Source organism: Dietzia sp. JS16-p6b, assembly GCF_003052165.1.
Classification (GTDB): domain Bacteria; phylum Actinomycetota; class Actinomycetes; order Mycobacteriales; family Mycobacteriaceae; genus Dietzia.
The window spans coordinates 527,872-545,736 of record NZ_CP024869.1 but is presented as its reverse complement, the minus strand read 5'-3'; the positions used below and the strand labels follow the sequence as shown (position 1 = coordinate 545,736).

The 17,865-nt window shown below is 70.7% G+C and carries 13 protein-coding genes, 1 tRNA gene and 1 pseudogene; 13 read left to right on the top strand and 2 right to left on the bottom strand.

Annotated elements, in window-relative coordinates; genetic code table 11:
• Positions 1 to 58: 58 nt before the first annotated feature.
• Both CT688_RS02440 and CT688_RS02435 read left to right on the top strand, forming a co-directional pair.
• Positions 59 to 1,138: an ArsA-related P-loop ATPase gene (locus CT688_RS02440; RefSeq protein WP_182612745.1), complete on the top strand. Its 1,080-nt coding sequence runs from the start codon at positions 59 to 61 to the stop codon at positions 1,136 to 1,138.
• A gap of 2 nt (positions 1,139 to 1,140) precedes the next feature.
• Positions 1,141 to 2,247: an ArsA-related P-loop ATPase gene (locus CT688_RS02435; RefSeq protein ID WP_107755624.1), complete on the top strand. Its 1,107-nt coding sequence runs from the start codon at positions 1,141 to 1,143 to the stop codon at positions 2,245 to 2,247.
• 99 nt (positions 2,248 to 2,346) lie between these two features.
• On the opposite strand, the gene CT688_RS02430 is transcribed toward CT688_RS02435, so the two are convergent.
• Positions 2,347 to 2,724: a WhiB family transcriptional regulator gene (locus CT688_RS02430; protein ID WP_170114850.1), complete on the bottom strand. Its 378-nt coding sequence runs from the start codon at positions 2,722 to 2,724 to the stop codon at positions 2,347 to 2,349.
• A 269-nt stretch (positions 2,725 to 2,993) separates the two neighbouring features.
• Here CT688_RS02430 and CT688_RS02425 point away from each other — a divergent pair.
• The 4 genes and pseudogenes from CT688_RS02425 (at position 2,994) to CT688_RS02410 (ending at position 8,781) form a co-directional block, all read left to right on the top strand.
• Positions 2,994 to 5,379: pseudogene (locus CT688_RS02425) on the top strand (transglycosylase domain-containing protein).
• Positions 5,380 to 5,429: 50 nt separating this feature from the next.
• Positions 5,430 to 6,416: a metallophosphoesterase gene (locus tag CT688_RS02420; protein WP_107755623.1), complete on the top strand. Its 987-nt coding sequence runs from the start codon at positions 5,430 to 5,432 to the stop codon at positions 6,414 to 6,416.
• Between the two features lie 69 nt (positions 6,417 to 6,485).
• Positions 6,486 to 6,559, top strand: a tRNA-Pro gene (locus CT688_RS02415).
• Between the two features lie 140 nt (positions 6,560 to 6,699).
• Positions 6,700 to 8,781, top strand: coding sequence for an acyl-CoA dehydrogenase (locus CT688_RS02410; protein WP_107755622.1), 2,082 nt, complete (start codon positions 6,700 to 6,702; stop codon positions 8,779 to 8,781).
• Here CT688_RS02410 and CT688_RS02405 read toward each other — a convergent pair.
• A complete protein-coding gene (locus CT688_RS02405; RefSeq protein ID WP_231750466.1) occupies positions 8,720 to 10,234 on the bottom strand; it encodes a hypothetical protein in 1,515 nt (504 codons plus the stop codon). The two genes, CT688_RS02410 and CT688_RS02405, sit on opposite strands and share 62 nt — an antisense overlap.
• A 167-nt stretch (positions 10,235 to 10,401) precedes the next feature.
• Here CT688_RS02405 and CT688_RS02400 point away from each other — a divergent pair, with 167 nt between their 5' ends.
• From CT688_RS02400 to mgtE, 7 genes are read left to right on the top strand one after another with little or no spacing between them, the layout of a single operon-like run.
• Entirely contained in the window at positions 10,402 to 13,278 is a 2,877-nt protein-coding gene (locus tag CT688_RS02400; protein ID WP_107755620.1) for a DUF4040 family protein, read from the top strand.
• Positions 13,275 to 13,688, top strand: a complete 414-nt coding sequence (locus CT688_RS02395; protein WP_107755619.1) for a sodium:proton antiporter — start codon at positions 13,275 to 13,277, stop codon at positions 13,686 to 13,688. Before CT688_RS02400 ends, CT688_RS02395 begins: the two co-directional genes overlap by 4 nt.
• Positions 13,685 to 15,409, top strand: a complete 1,725-nt coding sequence (locus CT688_RS02390) for a monovalent cation/H+ antiporter subunit D family protein (RefSeq protein ID WP_107755618.1) — start codon at positions 13,685 to 13,687, stop codon at positions 15,407 to 15,409. The genes CT688_RS02395 and CT688_RS02390 overlap by 4 nt, the downstream gene beginning before the upstream one ends.
• A complete protein-coding gene (locus CT688_RS02385; RefSeq protein WP_107755617.1) occupies positions 15,406 to 15,771 on the top strand; it encodes a Na+/H+ antiporter subunit E in 366 nt (121 codons plus the stop codon). The genes CT688_RS02390 and CT688_RS02385 overlap by 4 nt, the downstream gene beginning before the upstream one ends.
• Positions 15,768 to 16,025, top strand: a complete 258-nt coding sequence (locus CT688_RS02380; RefSeq protein WP_107755616.1) for a monovalent cation/H+ antiporter complex subunit F — start codon at positions 15,768 to 15,770, stop codon at positions 16,023 to 16,025. Before CT688_RS02385 ends, CT688_RS02380 begins: the two co-directional genes overlap by 4 nt.
• A complete protein-coding gene (locus CT688_RS02375; RefSeq protein ID WP_107755615.1) occupies positions 16,022 to 16,399 on the top strand; it encodes a monovalent cation/H(+) antiporter subunit G in 378 nt (125 codons plus the stop codon). Before CT688_RS02380 ends, CT688_RS02375 begins: the two co-directional genes overlap by 4 nt.
• Positions 16,392 to 17,840 (top strand): magnesium transporter, encoded by a 1,449-nt coding sequence (gene mgtE / locus CT688_RS02370; protein WP_107755614.1) that lies wholly within the window; start codon positions 16,392 to 16,394, stop codon positions 17,838 to 17,840. Before CT688_RS02375 ends, mgtE begins: the two co-directional genes overlap by 8 nt.
• Positions 17,841 to 17,865 lie beyond the last annotated feature (25 nt).

Genomic DNA, 17,865 nt, shown 5'->3' with positions numbered 1-17,865 from the left:
CTCTAGGGAAGTCGCCGGCGGCCCGCGCGCCGTGGTGGAACCGCTTAGGGTGGACCGCATGCCGTCCACCGACACACCAGGAACGCAATCGACCCAGTCGGGTACGTCGAGTCAGTCCGTGAGGTCGACGATCGCCGACGAGCTGTCCACCGGCTGGTCCGACGCCTCCGCCCGCGCGGACCTCCACTACGTCTCCGGCAAGGGGGGCACCGGCAAGACCACGGTCGCCACCTCGCTCGCGCTGGCACTGGCCTCGACCGGACAGCGCGTCCTGCTGGTGGAGGTCGAGGAACGCCAGGGCATCGCGCGGATCTTCGACCGCTCGCCGCTGCCGTACCGCGAGGAACTCGTGGCCCGGGTCGACGGCGGTGGCAAGGTGTTCGCGCTGGCCATCGACATCGAGGCCGCGATGCTCGACTACCTCGACACCTTCTACCACCTCGGGGTGGTGGGCAAGGTGATGAAGTCGGTGGGCGCGATCGAGTTCGCCACCACCATCGCACCCGGCCTCAAGGACGTTCTCCTGACCGGCAAGATCTACGAGGTCGTCACGCGCCAACACGCCAAAAAGGAAGTGGTGTACGACGCGGTCGTCGTCGACGCCCCGCCCACCGGTCGCATCGGCAAGTTCCTCGACGTGACCACCGCGATGGCCGACCTCGCCGCCGGCGGGCCCATCCGTCGTCAGGCCGATGCCGTCGCCGAGCTGGTCCACTCCCCGCAGACGGTCGTGCACCTGGTGACCCTGCTCGAATCGCTGCCCGTCCAGGAGACCATCGAGGCGATCGAGGAGCTCCGGTCCCATGATCTGCGGGTGGGTCAGGTGATCATCAACCGAGCGGAGACCCGGCACCTCGACGACGACGCGCTGCAGCGGATCGCCGAGGAGGACATCGACGCCGAGGCGGTGCTGGCCGGTCTCGAGGAGACCGGTGTGGAGCTCGACGACGAGGGGCTGCAGGGGCTCCTGGTGGAGGCCATCGAGCACGCCCGCGTCGCACGCGGACAGCTCACAGCCGGCGAGACCCTGACCTCGTCCGGCTGCCCGACCCTCGTGCTGCCGGCCCTGCCCAACGGCGTCGAGGTCTCCGACCTGTACGACCTCGCCTCCGCCCTCGCCGACCAGGGAGTGCACTGATCATGACTCGTCGTCTCGACATCACCGGACTGCTCACAGACCCGGCGACCCGGGTTGTGGTCTGCACCGGCGCCGGCGGGGTGGGCAAGACCACCACCGCCGCCGCGGTGGCCCTGCGCGCCGCCGAACTCGGCCGCGACACCGTGGTCCTCACCATCGACCCGGCCCGGCGCCTCGCGCAGGCGCTGGGGATCGACGACCTCTCGAACGAACCGTCCCGCGTGGACCTGGGACCGGAGCACGCGGATTCGGACGGGTCGTTGCACGCGATGATGCTCGACATGCGTCGCACGTTCGACGAGCTGGTCATCGCCAACACCACGGCCGAGAAGGCGCAGTCCATCCTGGACAACCACTTCTACAAGACCATGGTCACCTCGTTCGCTGGGACGCAGGAGTACATGGCCATGGAGAAGCTGGGGCAGCTGCTCGACGACTCGACGTGGGACCTCGTCGTGGTCGACACCCCTCCCTCACGCAACGCGCTCGACTTCCTCGACGCCCCGCGCCGCCTGGGCGCCTTCATGGACAGTCGCCTCATGCGGGTGTTCGCGGCGCCCGGCCGCGGCGTCGGCCGCTTGATGACCGGTGCCATGAGCACCGCCATGCGGGGGGTGTCGGCGGTCGTCGGGTCCTCCATGCTCAAGGACGCCTCCGAGATGGTGGTGGCCCTGGACTCCACCTTCGGCGGGTTCGCCACGCGGGCCTCCCGCACCCAGGCGATCCTGCGGCGCAAGGGCACCGAGTTCCTGGTGGTCTCCTCCGCGGAGCGGCCCGCCCTCCGCGAGGCCGCGTTCTTCACCGAACGACTGTCGGAGGAGTCGATGCCGCTCGCGGGGGTCGTGATCAACCGCACCCACCCGCGGCTCACCGACCTGACAGCCGAGCAGGCGTGTGCGGCCGCCGACCGGTTGGCGGGGAACCCCGAGGCGGAGGCGGTGCTGCGGATCCACGCCGACCGGGCCGGGACGGCCAAGCAGGAGGTCCGCCTCCTGGAGTCCTTCACCGACACCCATCCGGATGTGCGGATCGTGGGAGTGCCCTCGCTCCCGTTCGAGATCTCCAACCTGGAGGCGTTGCGCTCGGTCGGCGACCAGCTCTGCGGGTGAACCGACTGAGTGGGTGAACCGGCGCCGGGCCTGAACACACGACACGACCCGCGGCGGGAGCCGCGGGTCGCGTCGTGTGGGGTACGGAACCGGTGGGAGTCAGTAGATGACGGTATGGCGTTCGATCTGCTGCGCGAAGAAGTCGGCCCAGGACCGCACCTCGGGGTGCTGCTTGAGTAGGGCGCGCCGCTGCCGCTCGGTCATCCCGCCCCAGACCCCGAACTCCACGCGGTTGTCCAGCGCGTCGGCGCGGCACTGCAGGAGGACCGGGCAGTGGCGGCAGATGGACGCTGCCTTGCGCTGCGCGGCGCCGCGGACGAAGAGCTCGTCCGGGTCGATGTCCTTGCACCGGGCCTGGGCGACCCACTCCTGGCGCCCCTCCCCGATGATCGTCTCCTCGGAACCGAGGGGATTGCTTGAGCCGGGGCGGACCCCGGCGTCGTCGGTCCGGGAGGTCCCGGGAAGGGTGGCCGTCATCGATGTACCCCTGTCTGTGTGGAGTCGCGGACGGGTCTGCCGCACACGCCTCCGGCCTTCTGGACCCGCCCGGCGCGGCGGGCCCACGGTGTCCGCGGGAGCCTCTCGGCGGTGAGGGCCGTCACACGACCTCATCCGGGTTCGAAACGTCCCGCGTTCTCTAATATTGTTACCGCAGTCACACAACAGAAGTAAAGAGTCGTGTGCGACGGAGGCCTCGCGGGGTGGCGGGACGGGGGTGTTCACGTACTCTTGGCCCCGTGTCGGGTATGAGTTCGCTGGGAAAGCTGGTCGCGACCTGTGTCGCGGCCGGGGTGGTCGCGGCCGGATCATTGTTCCCGATAGCCGGGGCGGCGGGGCTGGCCTCCAACAAGATGGCGGATTCCCTGTCCGGGACCTCGGCGGACCTGATCAAGGGCGATCTCCCGTCCATCTCGACGGTCACCGACTCCGAGGGCACACCGATCGCCTGGTTGTACGACCAGCAGCGCGTGGTGGTCCCGAGCGATCAGATCTCGCAGAACATGAAGCTGGCGATCATCGCGATCGAGGACCGCCGGTTCGCCGACCACAACGGTGTGGACTGGCGGGGCACGATCCGCGCGGCGCTCACCAACGCCACGTCCGGCGACGTCCAGCAGGGCGCCTCGACCATCGATCAACAGCTGGTCAAGAACTACCAGTTCCTCGTCTCAGCGGAGAACGACGCGGAACGGCGAGCCGCCGTGGAGACCACCCCGGCGCGCAAGATCAAAGAGATCCGGATGGCGCTCACGCTGGACGCCGAGATGAGCAAGGACGACATCCTCAGCAAGTACCTCAACCTGATCTCCTTCGGCAACGGCGCCTTCGGCGTCCAGACCGCGGCCCAGACGTATTTCGGGGTCGACGCCTCCGAGCTGACCGTGCCGCAGTCGGCCATGCTCGCCGGGATGATCCAGTCCACCAGCATGTTCAACCCCTACGCCCACCCCGAGGACACCAAGGACCGTCGCGACACCGTCATCGACACCATGGTCCAGACCGGCGCGATCACGCCGGCGGAAGGCGCGGCCTTCGCGGCCGAGCCCCTCGGCGTGCTGGAACGCCCCAACTCGTTACCCCGTGGCTGCATCACCGCCGGCGACCGAGGGTTCTTCTGCGACTACGTACTGGACTACCTGGACCAGAACGGTCTGAGCCGCGAGATGGTCCAGGAGGGCGGGTACACCATCCGCACCACGCTCGACCCGACCGTCCACGACTCGGTCCAGCGGTCGCTCAACACCTACGGCAACCCGACGGGCCAGGGCGTGGCGCAGGTCATGAGCGTCGTGCGTCCGGGCCGGGATTCCCACAAGGTCGCGGCGATCGCCTCCAGCCGCCGGTACGGCCTCGAACTGGGTGACAGCCAGACGGTCCAGCCCCAGCCGTTCTCTCTGGTCGGCGACGGCGGCGGCTCGGTGTTCAAGGTCTTCACGGTGGCCGCGGCCATGGAGAAGGGGATGGGCACCAACACCACGTTGTCGGTTCCGCGCCGCGTGCAGGTCTCCGGCCTGGGCGCCGGCGGCGCCCCCGGATGCCCGCCCGGCCAGTACTGCGTGGAGAACGCCGGGTCGTACCCGGGGTCACTGGTCCGTGGCGGACGCGCTGGCCCAGTCGCCCAACACGACCTTCGTCAACCTCATCAAGGACGTCGGGGTCGCTCCCACCGTGGACATGGCGGTGCGTCTCGGGATGCGGTCGTACGACCGCAAGGGCACCGCGGCGGACGGCGACTCGATCGCCGGGTTCATCAAGAAGAACAACCTGGGATCGTTCACCCTCGGACCCACGGCGGTCAACGCCCTGGAGTTGTCCAACGTCGGGGCCACCCTGGCCTCCGGGGGAACCTGGTGTCCGCCGAGCCCCATCGAGTCGATCACCGACCGCACCGGGGCGCCGGTCGAACTGAACGAACCGAGCTGCGAGCAGGTGGTCGAGCCCGGGTTGGCGAACACCCTCTCGGTGGCCCTGTCCAAGGACCACGTGGGAGCCGGCACCGCCGCGGGCGCGGCGGGGGCCGCCGGATGGGGCCTGCCCATGTCGGGCAAGACCGGAACCACGGAGGCCAACCGTTCCTCGGCGTTCCTCGGGTACACCAACAACTACTCGGCGGCCGTCTACGCCTTCAACGACGGCACCACCACGAGCGAGCTGTGCACCAGCCCCCTGCGCCAGTGCGCGTACGGCAACCTCTTCGGCGGTCTCGAGCCTGCCAACACCTGGTTCTCCGCGTTCACCCCGATCGCCCAGATCTACGGCCCGGTCCAGCTGCCCGCACCGGATCCCGCCTACCAGGCCGGAACCAGCGGCGCGGCGCTGCCCGATGTCGAGGGGATGAGCCAGTCGGCGGCGACCTCGCTGCTCACCGGCGCCGGATTCATCGTCAACACCCAGTTCGTCTCAGGCACCGGACGCACCTACGGGACCGTCGTGGGTCTCGACGGCGGGACCGGGATCCCCGGATCCCAGGTCACCCTCCGCGTCTCCGACGGCTCGGGGGGCGGCGGCCGGGCCGCGGCCCGGAACACCGACGGCCAGGAGGCGTCGGGCCCGGGGGCCGCGATCGGCGACGAGCCCGTCGTGCTGAACGTCCCCGGCCTGGCGCCCATCACCATCTCCCCGCCGAGGTAACCCCCGCCGGGGCGGAGCCTTCACGCGGGCGCCGCCGGTACGATGGTGGGATGCAGCGCCCCTCCCGTCGGACCCGGAGCACCCCGTCGACCCCCTCCGCGCGCGCGGCGGCCGTCCTCGCCGGTGCGGTGGTGGCGGGCACGGTCTACGCGTCGGGATGGGAGCGCAACGCGTTCACCGTCCGTCGTCATTCCCTCCCACTGCTCGCGCCGGGCTCGGAGCCGCTGAAGATCCTGCACATCTCGGACCTGCACATGATGCCCGGCCAGAAGCGGAAACAGGACTTCCTCGCGGCCCTGGCCCGGTTGGAGCCGGATCTGGTCCTCAACACCGGGGACAACCTCTCGGACGTGCGCGCGGTGCCGGCCGTCGTGCAGGCGCTCGGCCCTCTGCTGGGCCGGCCCGGGGCGTTCGTGTTCGGGTCCAACGACTACTACGCGCCGGTACCCAAGAACCCCCTGTCGTACCTCGGCGTGGGACGGAAGAAGCACTCCTCCGTCCCGCTGCCGTGGCGGGACCTCAAGGCCGCGTTCTCCGAGCGTGGATGGATCGACGCCACCCATCGGCGCGCGGAGATCGCCGTGGACGGTCGTCGCGTCCTGGTGGCGGGGGTCGACGACCCGCACATCGGCCGCGACCGCTACAGCGAGATCGAGGGACCCGCCGGCCCGGCGTTCGACCTGCGGATCGGCCTGGTCCACTCCCCCGAGCCCCGGGTGCTCGACCGCTTCGACGCCGACGGGTACGACCTCGCGGTGGCGGGCCACACCCACGGCGGGCAGCTCTGCCTGCCCACGGGGGCGATCGTCACGAACTGCGGCATCGACCGCTCGCGCGCCCAGGGACTGTCCGCCTGGGGCCGGAACCTGGTCCTACACGTCTCCGCAGGGCTCGGCACCTCGCCGTACGTGCCGGTCCGGACGTTCTGCAGGCCCGAGGCGACGCTGCTCGAGCTGGTCGCCGGGCCCGGCGGTGGCGGCGACGAGGCCTCGGTCCCCGAGACGCCGTTGCGTGAACGGATCCCGCTGCCGGCCTGACCCGGTTTCGCGATTCACCCCGGTTTCGCGATTCATCCGGCGGGGCGCTAGAGTATCCCTCGTTGTCAGCGGGGTGTGGCGCAGCTTGGTAGCGCGCTTCGTTCGGGACGAAGAGGTCGTGGGTTCGAATCCCGCCACCCCGACAATGCGAGGTCCCGGGCCGTTCACGGTCCGGGACCTCGGTCATTTGTGAGGCCGCGGCGGACCAGGACCCGCGGACAACCGGGTTGCGACGACCGCGCTTCCGGTGCACGTCGGCGTAACAGATCCGTAGAGTTGTGTCATGACCTCCGAGACCGACGTCCAGAACGCCGCGGCCCCCGGCGCGGCGGCCCCCCAGCCGGCCAGCGCGGGGCACCCCCACTACGGCCGCATCACCACGACCGGCCAGGGGGACCCCGCCCTCGCCGCAGGACTCCAGAAGGTTCTGGACGGTCGCTGGGCGGACGCGCGCCGGATGACGCGAGAGGCCATGACCCCCGACATGCTCAACCCGATCGGGGCGACGATGGAGGAGCACAGGGCGCGGGTGCTCGAGCAGATGAGGCTCCTCGCCGACTCGGGTCTGCCCGGGTTGGGGTTCCGCACCGAGGACGGCGGAACGGGTGACACCGGCGGGGCGCTGACCTCCTTCGAGATGCTCGGTCACCTCGACCTGTCGCTCATGGTCAAGGCCGGCGTGCAGTGGGGCCTGTTCGGCGGGGCCATCGCGAACCTCGGGAACGCCGAGACCCGCTCCACGTACCTGCCGGACGTCATGTCGCTGGACCTGATGGGGTGCTTCGCCATGACCGAGCTCGGTGGCGGTTCGGACGTGCAGAACCTCGAGACCACCGCGACCTTCGACCGCGAGACGGGCGAGTTCGTCGTCCACTCCCCCACTCCGAGCTCGGAGAAGTGGTACATCGGGAACGCCGCCCGTGACGGTTCCATGGCCGCCGTCTTCGCCCAGCTCATCACGCATGACGAGGAGGGTGAGGAGGTTCACCACGGGGTCCACTGCCTGCTGGTGCCGATCCGGGACGAGGACGGGAACGACCTGCCGGGCGTCACCACCACCGACCACGGCCACAAGGGCGGCCTGCTGGGCGTGGACAACGGCAAGATCATGTTCGACCACGTCCGGGTGCCCCGCGAGGCGCTCCTCGACCGGTTCGGCGCCGTGGACGCCGAGGGTCGGTACTCGTCGCCCATCGATTCGGTCGGTGCCCGCTTCTTCACGATGCTCGGAACGCTGATCCGCGGCCGCGTGTCGGTGGGTGCGGCCGCCGGTGCCACCGCCCGGACCGCGCTGGCCCTGGCGGTGCGGTACTCGCTGATCCGCCGCCAGTTCGACCACCCCGAGACGGGCAAGGGGATCCCGCTGCTGGAGTACCGCGAGCACCAGCGGCGCCTGATGCCACGGATCGCCCGCGCGTACGCCTACGCGTGCGCCCAGAACGCGATCGTCGCCGACCTGCACGACTTCGAGAAGAACCCGGATGCGTTCGACGCCGAACGTCGGCGTGAGATGGAGTCCCACGCCGCGGGCATCAAGGCCACGGTGACGGGGTTCGCCAACGACACCATCATCGAGGCCCGCCTCGCGTGCGGCGGTGCCGGGTACATGTCCGAGAACCTGCTCACCGAGATGCGCAAGGACTGCGACGTCTTCTCCACGTTCGAGGGCGACAACGTGGTGCTCACGCAGTTGGTGGCCAAGGAGCTGCTCGGCGCCTACGCCGCGGAGTTCGGGGACATGGACCAGCGCGAGACCGTGGCCTTCGCGCTCACCACCGCGGTGGACGTGGTGCAGGAGAAGGCGCGTGCGTCGACGCTGTGGCAGAAGCTCATCGACACGGTGACGGACCGGGAGAACACCGACCTGCTCGACCGCGCCAACCAGCTGGAGCTGCTGGTCGACCGGGAGGAGCATCTGTTGGAGACCGTCGCACGCCGCCTGCGCAAGGCCCAGGGGGAGGACGGTTCGGCGGCGTTCAAGGTGTTCAACTCGGCGCAGGATCACATGCTGCAGGCCGGACGCGCCCACATGGACAGCTGGGTGTTCGCCCGCTTCGCCGAGGCCGTGGACGCCTGCGAGGACCCGCAGGCCAAGGAGGTCCTGGGGACGCTGTGCGATCTGTACGTCCTGGACATCGTGGACCGCGACAAGGGCTGGTTCCTCGAGCACAACCGTCTGACGACCGAGCGCACCAAGGCCGCGACCGCCGCCCGCAACCGCCTGTGCACCAAGCTCGCGGGCAAGGCGCGGACCCTGGTGGACGCGTTCGCGATCCCCGAGTTCGTCTTCGACGTCCCGATGCTCACCGACGGCGGGGTGGACGCCCCGCTCGAGACCACATCGGGAGCCGGCGAGCGCGACTGACGGGCCGCCGGCCGCAGATCCCGGACGCCACACCGGCACACAGGGCCACCGCGGCCAGCACCGCGGCACCGGTCCACGCCACCGTCGGCGAGCCACCCAGCAGGACCGCGTCGAGGGCTGCGGTGGCCTGACCGGTGGGGGTGCCCGACACCGCCGTGAGCGCGGCGGCCGGGGCACCCCCGGACACCCACACCCACCAGGCGACCCCGATCGAGGTGGCCGCCACGAGCAGACCCGCCACTCGGCCGGGCCACCGCCCGAGCACGACCGTCAGTGCGTGCCAGAGGGTCGACGAGGCGACGACGACGAGGACGATCAGTCCCACGACGGCCGCCGCTGTCGCGACCGTCGGCGCGTCGGCGGTGGCGAGAGCCCACGCGGACAGGCCCGCGGACAGGACCGCCAGGGCGAGGACCGGTTCGGCGAGGCCGGAGCCGGGCCGGCGGACCAGCTGCACGAGTAGCGCCCCCAGCACCGCCGCCGCGGCGAGGGCGAGGATCCCTGCCGAGGTGCGGCGCTGGGTGGCGTCGGCGGCCTCGGCGGCGGCCACCCCGGCGTCCCCGCGTTCCGCCGCCAGCGCCCGTCCGGCCCTGCTGACCGCCGCGTCGGTCCGTTCCGCGGATCCGGCGACCCCGGCGGCGCCGTCGCGGAGTTCCACGGTCCCGGCGGCCAGTTCCGCGGCGCCGTCCCGCAACTCGTGGGAACCGCGGGTCACCTGGAACACCCCGTCACGCAGGGGCGCGCCCGGGGCCGAGAGCTGGCGGGCCAGCTCGTCGGCCCCGCCCTCCAACGCGTCGAGTCCGTCGAGGGTGCCCTGTCCCATCCCCTGGGTGGCGATCTGCTGGCGCAGGCCGATGAGTGCCTCCCTGGCGCGGACCACCTCGGGGGCGTCGCCCTGCAGGCGCCCCAGTGCGTCCTCGATGGCCGTCGAGACCTGCCCCTGGATCACCGCCACCCCGCGGACCGCCCCGACGACCTCCCTCACACCGCCGGCGACCTCGGTCGCACCACTGCCCGCCTGACCGATGGCCGACTGGAGTTGGTCCATCCCGCCCGCGAGTTCGGCGCCCCCCGCTCGCATCTGCTCGGCCCCGTCCGCCAGCTCGGCCGACCCGTCCCGGAGCTGCTCCGCCCCTGCTCTGGTGAAGGTGGACTGGGCCGAGGCGTCGGCGAGTGCGGACTGCAGGGGCCCACCCGTACCGGCGCGGTCCGGGTCCTCGGTCGGGGACGGACCGACGGCCGCCCACAGTGCGGCCAGGACCAACGGGAGGACCAGCACCACCAGCGCGAGTGCCCGCCGGCCGGGCCCCGGTGCGTCCGGGGTCGCGGCGACCGGCTCACCCGCCGGGTCACGCTCCCGGTCGTCGGTCCGGTCGTCGGTCCGGCCGTCCGCGGGCTCATCCGCCGGGTCGTCCGTCCTGTCGGCTGCACTGGGGATGGGGGTGGGGGGCATGCCGTGGATGGTAGTGATGTAGAGCACCCGTTCCCGCAGGTCATTCGGCATGCCCCTGAATCCTGCTCGAATCCGTCCCGATCGGGAGTGTTAACCTGGGTCGGCGGGCTCGGTTCCCACGGGTCTGTTCCGACGCCCACCCCGACCACCACCGGAGCCAACGGCACGTGACCTTGACCCTCGCCCTCGCAGTGGCCTTCGGCATCGCGGCGATCTCACCGTTGCTGGCCCGCACGATGGGGCGGGACGCGGGGTGGCCGCTCGCCGCCATGCTCGGCGGCCTCGCCCTGTACATCTGGTTCGCCATCCCCGTCGACACCGTCGCGTCGGTCGAGTGGATGCCCGCACTCGGTGTCGAACTCCGTCTGTCCCTCGATCCGCTGGCCCGCGTGTTCACCATGATCGTCCTCGGGATCGGGGCCGTGGTGATGGCCTACTCGTCCCGGTACCTCGGACGCGGCTCGGGCCACGGTGGGTACTACGGCCTGATGACGCTGTTCGCCGCGTCCATGCTCGGGCTCGTCCTGGCGGACGACGTGGTGGTGCTCTTCGTCGCATGGGAATTCACGACCCTCTGCTCGTTCTTCCTCATCACGCTCGCGGGCCCCAAGGGCACGCAACCCGCCGTGCGGACGTTGCTCGTCACCGTCGCCGGCGGGCTCTGTCTGCTCACCGCCGCGGCGCTCATGGTGGTCCGCACCGGTACCACGGTCCTGTCGGAGATCCTGGTCGACCCGGTGTGGTCCGCCGACCCCGCCTTCGCGGCCGTCATCGCGGTGCTCATCGCCATGGCCGCGTTCACCAAGTCCGCCCAGTTCCCGTTCCAGGCGTGGTTGCCCGACGCGATGGTCGCGGCGACCCCGGTCAGCGCGTATCTGCACGCCGCCGCCATGGTCAAGGCCGGCATCTACCTGCTGCTGCGGTTCTCCGAGGCGCTGCACGACGTCCCGGTGTGGAATCTGCTGCTCATCACCTGCGGTATGACCACCGCGGTCCTCGGCGCCGTGTTCGCCATGCAGCGCGACGACCTCAAGGAACTGCTCGCCTACTCCACGATCAGCCAGCTGGGCTTCCTGGTGGCGACGATCGGCGTGGGCACCCCGGCCGCCATGGTCGCCGCGATCATCCACACCATCGCCCACGCGCTGTTCAAGTCGTCCCTGTTCATGTTCGTGGGCGTGGTCGACCACCAGACCGGCACCCGCGCCATGAGCGGCCTCCCGCGGCTGTACCGCATCATGCCCGGCACCGCGATCGGTGTGGGGCTGGCCGCGGCATCGATGGCGGGGCTGCCCCCTCTGTTGGGCTTCGTGTCCAAGGAGTGGATGTTCAAGTCCATGCTCGACGCGCCGGGGGGCGCGTGGGCCGGTCCCGCGCTCGGCGCGCTGGCGGTGTTCGCCGCCACGTTCACCTTCGCCTACTCCGCGCGCTTCCTGCTCGGCGGGTTCGTCACCCACGGCCCGCCGGCGGGTCCCGGGCCCGAACCGGTGCACAGCACCCCGGAGACCATCGAGGCCCCGCGCGCCTCGTTCTTCCTCCCCGCCGCCCTCCCCGCGGTGCTGGGGCTGGTGCTCGGGCTCACCGGATTCCTGCTCGAGCCGGCGGTCGCGGCCGCCGCACGCGCGTCGATCGGTGAGGGCTACGAGGCCGACTTCGGTCTCTGGCACGGGTTCGCGCCCGAGCTGTTCATGTCGATGATCGTGATCACGCTGGGGATCGTGCTGGTCGTGGTGCGCCACCCGGTCGACCGCTTCCTCGACCGTGAACTCGCCCCCATCACGGGTGTGGCGACGGTCGACGCGCTGCGCCGCTGGGCCATCGCGGGCGGGGCGCGCGTGGGCGACGTCACCCGGACGGACCGGATCTCCCGGCACGTCTGGGCGGTCCTGCTGGTGCTGGTGGCCCTGGCGGCCGTCGGGGTCGTGGCGGTCCGCCCCGAGCCCGAGGTGGGCTCACCTGTCCGCGCGGAGGACTGGATCGTGGTGGTCCTGCTCGTGGTCGGCACCGCGGCGATGGTCATCTCCCGCTCCCGTCTCGGTGCCGTCGCGAACGTCGGGATCGTCGGCTTCGCCATGGCGCTGTGGTTCTTCACCCTGGGCGCCGTCGACGTGGCCCTGACCCAGCTCCTCGTCGAGGTCCTCACCGTCGTCGTCATCGTCCTGGTCCTCCAGCGTCTGCCCCGCGCCTTCCACACGGTCTCCCGCTCGCGCACGCTCGTCAGCGCGGCGGTCGCGATCGTGGTCGGCCTCGCCTCGGGTGCGGCGGTGTGGGCCATGACCGGTCGCCGGGAACTCTCCGACGTCGGCCGGTACTTCCTCGACAACGCCGAACAGGACACCGGCGGTATCAACGTGGTCAACACCGTCCTGGTCGACTACCGAGCCCTGGACACCCTCGGCGAACTCACCGTGCTCGGGGTCGCCGGGCTCGCGGTGATCCTCGCACTGCACGCCAGACGCGCCCTGCCCCGCCGCGACGTCCCGCTCGCCGTCCACGCGGATTCGCCCCTGCTGTCCGCGCAGGACAACGGCGTCTTCCTGCGCACGTTCGCCCGCATCCTCGGCCCCCTGATCGTGCTGCTGTCGCTCTACTTCCTCGTCCGCGGCCACAACGCCCCCGGTGGAGGGTTCAACTCGGCGCTCATCGGCGGGGCCGGGATCGCGATCTACTACCTGCGGGCACCGAGCGACAAGGCGGCGCGGATCCGTGTGCCGTACGTCGCGGTCATCGCGGCGGGCGTCATCATCGGCGTCGTCACGGGCCTGGCGGGCTTCGTCGACGGCTCGTTCCTGCTCCCGCTGCACGCCTACCTCGGCGACGTACACCTGACCACCGCGCTGATCTTCGACGTGGGCGTCTACCTGGCCGTGCTCGGTGTGATCATGGCCGCGATCGACAAGCTCGGCGGGGACGACCGGAGCGATGAACCCGCCGTGCCGCCGCCACCGCCCACCGGGCCGGGTGCGGAGGCCACCGCCCCGGCCGCCACCGAGGACGCGGACCGGGTCATCGACGTCACCGACAACCGGGAGGTACAGGCATGACCCTCGCGATCTCCGTCGGCGTCCTGATGGCCGGCTTCGTGTTCCTCGTCCTGCAGCGCGGGATGGTCCGGGTGATCCTGGGCTTCATCCTGCTCAGCCACGCGGCGCACCTCACGCTCATGGCGGCCGGCGGTGCGTCGCGCCGCGAGGCCCCGCTGGTGTCCGACCCGGACCCGGCGCTGACCTCCGACGGTCTGCCGCAGGCGTTCGTCCTCACGGCCATCGTCATCGCGTTCGCCATCACGATCTACCTGCTCGTGCTGGCGGTGATCGGCGGTGACGACGACGACACCGACATCGGCGACCTCGACCCCCTGGACCTCCTCCCCGAGACCCCGGGCGGCGCCCACCCGGAGGACCCGGAGCCCGATGAGCCGTCGACCCACGACGCGGAAGGGGTCCACCGATGACGCTGGAGTCCGCCCTCACGCTGTTCGTCGCCGTCCCGCTGCTGACGGCGGGAGTGCTCGTCGCGGTCGCCTCGAGGACACGGCTGATCCTCACCGTGCTGTTCGCGGTGCTCGGGACGCAGTTGGCCGCGGCCGTGGCCACCGTGCCGTGGGTGTCGGACGGCTCGGTCGTGGTGCACCAGGTCGCCCTGTGGGCGCCCGGGGTGTCCATCCCGTTCGTGCTCGACATGTTCTCCGCGCTCATGCTCACGGTCACGAGCCTGTTGACGCTCACGTGTGCCGCCTTCGCAGTCGCGGCCGGGGAGGCGTACAAGAGGTTCTACCCACCGCTGGTCCTCCTGGTCACCGCCGGCGTGAACGGCGCCCTGCTCACCGGGGATCTGTTCAACTTCTTCGTCTTTGTCGAGGTCATGCTCCTGCCCTCCTACGGGCTCATGATGATCACCCGGTCCGGGCGTGCGAGCGTGGTCGGCGTCGCGGCCTCGCGCCTCTACATCTCGGTCAACCTCCTCGCCTCGACCATCTTGTTGATCGGGGTCGCGCTGATCTACGGGGTGACGGGGACCGTCAACATCGCCCAGCTCCACGGGGCCGCCTCGGAGGACACGGCCGTGGCCGTGGCCACCGCCCTGGTGCTCTTCGCTCTCGCGATCAAGGCCGCGGTGGTCCCCGTGCACGGGTGGCTGGCGCGCGCGTACCCCAAGATGTCCCCCGCGGTGACCGCGATGTTCTCGGGCCTGCACACCAAGATCGCGATCTACGCGATCTACCGCATCTACGCGGTGATCTTCGACGGCGACTCGCGCTATCTGTGGGTGGGGGTCGTCGTGTTCTCCGCGACCATGCTCATCGGCGTGCTCGGCGCGGTGGGCGAGGCCGCGCCCCGCTCGATCCTCGCGTTCCACATGGTCAGCCAGATCGGCTATATCCTCCTGGGAGTCGCGCTGTTCGGCCCCATCGGCCTGACCGCCGGCATCTTCTATCTGCTGCACCACATGATCGTCAAGGCCGCGTTGTTCCTGGCGATCGGCGCGATCGAGGTGCGCTACGGTCCCCGGCGGCTGGGGCAGCTCTCGGGACTGGCCAAGACCGAACCCCTCGTCGCGGTCGCCTTCTTCGCCTCCGCGATGTCGCTGGCCGGGATCCCGCCCTTCTCCGGTTTCGTCGCCAAGCTCAGCCTCATCATCGCGGCCCTGGACGCCGGCCAGATCGCCGCCGCGGCCGTCGCGGTGGTGGTGAGCATCCTGACCCTGCTGTCGATGCTCAAGATCTGGACCGGGATCTTCTTGGGCGAACCCACGCCCACCGACTCCCGCACACTCCCGGAGGGTCTGGACCCGGCGCACTCGGAGGCGACGGGCATCCCCGACGGCAGGGACGTCGACGGGCGGCACCGCGACGGGGTCGAGATCACCGGCGCCGCAGCGGGCGCCACGCCGACCGACACGATGGCTCCCGCCTCGACCACCGCCACCGCCACCGCCACTGACACCGTCACTGAGACCGCCTCTGTCGCGGACACCGCGGAGGCCGGCTCGCCCGACCCGGACATGGTGCCCCCGGGCCGCCGGATCGGCCTGGCACTGGCGGCGCCCGCGCTGGCGTTGTCCGTGGTGACGCTGGCGCTGGGCCTGGGGGGTCAGCTCCTGCTCGAGCTGTCCGGGACCGCCGCGGCCAACCTCTACGATCCGACCACCTACATCCAGGCGGTGCTCGGATGACCTCCACCCTGACCTGGCCACTGAGAATCGCGTGGTTCCTGCTCTGGTTCTTCTGGCAACAGACCACCACCAGCGCGAAGGTCGTCCGCGACGCCTTCCTGCCCCACGCCTCGATCACCCCGGGCTTCGTGCGGTTCCCCACCAGGTGCCGCAGCGAACTCGAGGTGACGATGCTGTCCTCCCTCATCACCCTGACGCCGGGAACGCTGACCCTGGGTGCGCATCACCCCGGGGAGGGTGAGGACTGGGAGATCGTGGTCCACGGCATGTACTTCCCGGATCCCGACGACCTGACCGCCTCGCTACACGACTTGGAGAACCACATGCTGCGGGCGATCCGTCGAGAGGGGTTGACCCGATGATCGTCGTCGACATCGCCATCGTCCTGGTCGCCATCGCGGCGGTCCTGTCCTCCTACCGTATGATCCGCGGCCCCCACGCCGGGGACCGCGCCATCGCGGCGGACCTACTCTTCTTCGCGTTCATCGCCCTTCTCGCCCTGGTCGGCGTGAGAGTGGACAGCCCCTTCGTCTACGACCTCGTCCTGGTCGCGACGCTGGTGGGCCTGGTCTCCGCCCTCTCACTGGCCCGACTCATGTCCGGAGGTAGACGATGAGCTGGGAACTGGTGGCGACCGTCCTGGGATCGGTCTCCGTCCTCGTCGGCGCGGTGGTGTTCCTCGGCGGCGCCATCGGTCTCCTGCGATTCCCCGATCTCTACGTCCGTTCGTCGGCGATCGGCGCGGCCGCCGGACTCGGCCTGGTGTTCGTGATCGCCGGAGCCTTCCTGCTGCACCCCACCTGGGAGGCCGCGCCCAAGGTGGCCGTGGCCGCCATCCTCCAGTTCGCCTCCTCGGCGATCGGCGCGATGTACATCGCGCGCGCCGGGTTCCTCTCCGGGGCCGCGCCCACCACCGCGACCCGCTACTCGCAGATCGAGTTCACGACCGGGCCCCCGACCGACTCCACGGAGGTGACACGCGATGACTGAGCCACGCGAACTCTCGGACGATCCCGCGGCACCACCGACCGACGCCACCGGGTTCGCGCTCATCGACGCGTCCGACGAGGACGACACCTCCTACGGCGAGATGAGTCTCGACGAGGCGACGCGGCGCCTGACCAGGCTGCGCTCACGCGGCGACCTGAGAGCCGCGTCGCAGCTCATGGCCTCGCTACCCGACCAGGTCGTGGTGGACATGTTCGAGCGCAGCACCGACAGGGACCTGGCCGTCGCGTTCCGCCTGCTGCCCAAGGGACGTGCGCTCGTGGTGTTCGAGGCCCTCGACGCGCCGGTCCAGTCGGATCTGCTCCGGGGACTGCGTGAGGAGCAGGTCGCCCACCTGTTCGAGGAACTCGACCCCGACGACCGCGTGGCGCTCATGGACGAGCTCCCGGCCCTCGTCGCCACCCGCCTCCTCCGCGGCCTGCCTCCGGAGGAACGGGCCCTCACCAACGAGATCCTCGGCTACCCGGCCGGCTCCATCGGCCGCAGGATGACGCCGGAGTTCGTCTCGGCACGACCGGAGATGACGGCCGAGCAGGCGCTCGCCCGGGTCCACGACCGGCTCGCCGACGTGGAGACCATCTACACCATCCCCGTCGTGGACCAGGGGCGCCGACTCGTCGGAGTGGTCGGTCTCCGGTCACTGATGGGCGCGGATCCCCGCGAGCTCGTCGGGGACCTCATGAACGACGCCATCTCGATCCACGCCCGGGCCTCCGAAGAGGAGGCCGCCCGTCTCAGCGCGGACGAGCGGGTGATCGTCCTGCCCATCACCGACGAGGAGGACCGCCTCGTGGGCATCCTCACCGTCGACGACGCGCTGCGGATCCTCGAGGACGCCGAGACCGAGGACGCGGCCCGCCAGGGTGGCGCCGAGCCCCTCCGCCGGCCGTACCTCTCCACGCCCGTCCGCTCCATCGTCCGCTCCCGCGTGGTGTGGCTGCTGGTGCTCGCCCTGGGCGCCGCGCTCACCGTGCAGGTGCTGGCGGTGTTCGAGACCACCCTGGAGCAGGTGGTGGCGCTGTCGCTCTTCGTGCCGCTCATCATCGGCACCGGCGGCAACACCGGCAACCAGGCGGCCACGACCGTCACGCGCGCGCTGGCACTCGGAGACGTCAGACCCCGCGACGCCCTCCGGGTGCTCGTGCAGGAGGTACGGACCGGGTTCATCCTGGGCCTGGCCCTCGGCGGCGTGGGGCTTCTCGCCGCCGGGTTCATCTTCGGTTTCGATTTCGGCCTTGTCATAGGCCTGACACTGCTGGCGCTGTGCACCATCGCCGCCACCGTGGGCGGACTCATGCCGCTGCTCGCGCAGTCCGTCAGGGCCGACCCCGCGGTGTTCTCCAATCCGTTCATCACCACCTTCGTCGACGCGATCGGGTTGATCGTCTACTTCCTCATCGCCCGCTCCGTCCTGGGGTTGTAGTGGACGGTCCCGCTTCGAGGCCGGA

Coding starts and splice junctions, on each gene's coding strand:
- mgtE (WP_107755614.1), top strand. CDS start 16,392: ATGACTGAGCCACGCGAACTCTCGGACGATCCCGCGGCACCACCGACC.
- CT688_RS02435 (WP_107755624.1), top strand. CDS start 1,141: ATGACTCGTCGTCTCGACATCACCGGACTGCTCACAGACCCGGCGACC.
- CT688_RS02385 (WP_107755617.1), top strand. CDS start 15,406: ATGACCTCCACCCTGACCTGGCCACTGAGAATCGCGTGGTTCCTGCTC.
- CT688_RS02410 (WP_107755622.1), top strand. CDS start 6,700: ATGACCTCCGAGACCGACGTCCAGAACGCCGCGGCCCCCGGCGCGGCG.
- CT688_RS02390 (WP_107755618.1), top strand. CDS start 13,685: ATGACGCTGGAGTCCGCCCTCACGCTGTTCGTCGCCGTCCCGCTGCTG.
- CT688_RS02395 (WP_107755619.1), top strand. CDS start 13,275: ATGACCCTCGCGATCTCCGTCGGCGTCCTGATGGCCGGCTTCGTGTTC.
- CT688_RS02405 (WP_231750466.1), bottom strand. CDS start 10,234: ATGCCCCCCACCCCCATCCCCAGTGCAGCCGACAGGACGGACGACCCG.
- CT688_RS02430 (WP_170114850.1), bottom strand. CDS start 2,724: ATGACGGCCACCCTTCCCGGGACCTCCCGGACCGACGACGCCGGGGTC.
- CT688_RS02380 (WP_107755616.1), top strand. CDS start 15,768: ATGATCGTCGTCGACATCGCCATCGTCCTGGTCGCCATCGCGGCGGTC.
- CT688_RS02420 (WP_107755623.1), top strand. CDS start 5,430: ATGCAGCGCCCCTCCCGTCGGACCCGGAGCACCCCGTCGACCCCCTCC.
- CT688_RS02375 (WP_107755615.1), top strand. CDS start 16,022: ATGAGCTGGGAACTGGTGGCGACCGTCCTGGGATCGGTCTCCGTCCTC.
- CT688_RS02440 (WP_182612745.1), top strand. CDS start 59: ATGCCGTCCACCGACACACCAGGAACGCAATCGACCCAGTCGGGTACG.